Below are 2,344 nucleotides of genomic sequence, written 5' to 3' on the forward strand. Positions count from 1 at the left end.
ACTCTTGAGCCCGTCGATCACGAATTTGCTTGTCTGAAAGCCGAAGCCGCCGATGAGCGACGCCGCACTCGGCACGATGATGAGCGCCACGAGCGGCGACATCCGTTTCGACAGAATCGCGCCGAGCAGCACGACGATGGTAGCGAGCCCCAGTAATGGCAGCATGTGCTTGTCTCCGGGCTTGTAGTTTAGTGTGATTCAGCGTAATTTCGATGCGACAATAAATCAATTGAAATGATTTGATCGCAGCAATTACGAAACGACATGGATCTCAACCTTCGCGACATACGCGCATTCATAGCGGTCGCTCAAGCGGGCAACTTCACCCGCGCGGCGACGCGTCTGCATCTGTCGCAGCCGGCCTTGACGGTGCAGATTCGCAGGCTTGAAGCAACCGTTGGCGTTCGCCTGTTCGATCGCAACAGCCGCAACGTCGCGCTCACCCCGACGGGGCGGGAGTTGCTTCCAGTCCTGCAAAAGTCTTTGCATGACATGGAACACGTCTTGATCGACGCGCGCGCACTTGGCGACGGGTCGAGCGGAATCGTGAGGATCGCGTGTTTGCCGACATTCGCTGCCAGTCTGCTGCCCGACCTCATGCTGGACCTAAGAAAGGAGGTTCCGCGCGTCGGCTTTTATATTCGCGACGGGGTGGCAAGCATGGTGAATACGTTAGTGCGCAATGCGGAGGTGGACATTGGCCTGACGGGAGGCGATGTGACCGAAGCCGCGTTCGAGGTCTTGTACGCGGCTGTGGACCGGCTTGTCGTGGTCTGTCCGAAGACGCACCGGCTGGCACGAAAACGGAAGATCGAGCTGAATGATCTCGTCTGCGAGCCGCTTGTGCTAACGGCGCAGGGAACGAGCGTTCGCTCGGTTGTCGATGCTGCACTTGCAGACGCCCGCTGCACGCCTGAAATCAGTTGCGAGCCGACGTACATGATGACTGCGGTGGCGATGGTGCGCGGCGGCCTTGGCGTCACTATTTTGCCCAGTTCAGCGCGTGAGGTCCTGGCAGAGCCGGGCCTTGTGGTCCGGCCGATTGACGATCCAGCGTTTGTGCGGCGGGTAGCGTTGATCAAGAAGCGCGGGCGGACCCTGCCGCCCGTCACGGAAACTTTTATAGCCGCCCTGCTCAAACGAAACGTTGAGGCGGCGTAGCCTCGCCGGGGCGAGGGGCGCGGATGTGGAAGTTAGTCACTGCTACTCGCGGGCTTCTTGAGTGGATCGTTAAGCGGATCGGTAAGCGTTCTGTACGGTAACGAATTGCTCTTTGGGTCGGTAGTGGTGTTATCGATGACCTTATCGACGTCGGCCGTTTTGGCCAGCTCGGATAAGAACGTATCCTTGTCAAAATCCGACGATACGCAGCCTTGTACGTAAATGAAGCGACGCTGCAGCGTCAACCACAACGTGGACCTACCACGCCAATACGTGGCTTGGTTGATGCTCTGAAGCCGCCGCTTGACCGTCTCGGCGATCTCGGCGTCGTAGAGGTAGGCATTGGACAGGCGGCACCTTCCTTCTACCCAGCAGCTGTTGCCACGCTCTATGCGGTAATGGGCTTCGTCCAGCCATTCCTGCTCGGTTTCAAGCGGTCCCAATGGTTGAGGGCATTGAGCGATCGCCTCTGATATCTGGAAGAACGGATCGTTGCCCCGATTGCTGCGCAGGTCGTCGGCCAATACGGACTGGCTGGCAGTGAATGCCGCGATGCACCCTACGCAGTACAAAATAAAGTGTTTCATTGTCGGAGTCTCCGGTTGCCTCGCAATCGCGGGCTGCGTGTGGAGTCGGCTCACATCCGATGTTGGAGGGATGCGAGTGCGGGTCTCGCGTTCTGACGTTACGTAACCGCAGCATAGCGCTCGACGGCGCGTTCTGCCTCGCCCTGCAGGTATGCAACCGCGGGCGAGTGAAGGTCGAAACCTTGTGTGCTGTACAAATTCGCGCGAACGTTCTTGGGCATTGGAGGCGAAGCGAGTGCGCGCCGTTGGAGCTTGAGAATGGTGTTCGACTGCGGGTTGATGCATAGAGGCGGCACTAAGTTCGTGCCAAAAACCAGAACTTCACAACCGACGACACTAAAAGATTGGCGGTTTAAAACGCGTTTCTTTGCTTCGTTTCTTTGCGCGTTTGCAAAGAAATGAAGTTCCGCCCCGAACAGGGGCTAACAGAAATAAGCAAGAAAATCCGACTTAAGCAGAACGACCACGCCAGCAGAAGGACTCGACGCTCTCCCCACACTCGCCGCCAACCCCACCCCGCGAAGCCCCCATCCCCACCCCTGCGAATCCGCGCGCTCGCGGGCCCTCGTTTACGCCATTTTTACACCCGCAGCAGG

2 protein-coding genes and 1 pseudogene are annotated in these 2,344 nt (G+C 58.3%); 1 reads left to right on the forward strand and 2 read right to left on the reverse strand.

Going from position 1 to position 2,344, the window contains the following annotated elements:
• Nucleotides 1–165 (reverse strand): annotated as a pseudogene (locus tag WCA53_RS06050) (citrate transporter); the annotation flags it as partial.
• Nucleotides 166–264: 99 nt separating this feature from the next.
• Between WCA53_RS06050 and WCA53_RS06055 the strand changes: the two are divergent.
• Nucleotides 265–1,161: a LysR family transcriptional regulator gene (locus WCA53_RS06055; protein WP_423906900.1), complete on the forward strand. Its 897-nt coding sequence runs from the start codon at nucleotides 265–267 to the stop codon at nucleotides 1,159–1,161.
• A gap of 32 nt (nucleotides 1,162–1,193) precedes the next feature.
• On the opposite strand, the gene WCA53_RS06060 is transcribed toward WCA53_RS06055, so the two are convergent.
• Nucleotides 1,194–1,748, reverse strand: coding sequence for a hypothetical protein (locus WCA53_RS06060; protein WP_423906902.1), 555 nt, complete (start codon nucleotides 1,746–1,748; stop codon nucleotides 1,194–1,196).
• Between the last annotated feature and the right edge of the window lie 596 nt (nucleotides 1,749–2,344).

It is taken from the genome of Caballeronia sp. (assembly GCF_049581465.1).
Taxonomy (GTDB): domain Bacteria; phylum Pseudomonadota; class Gammaproteobacteria; order Burkholderiales; family Burkholderiaceae; genus Caballeronia.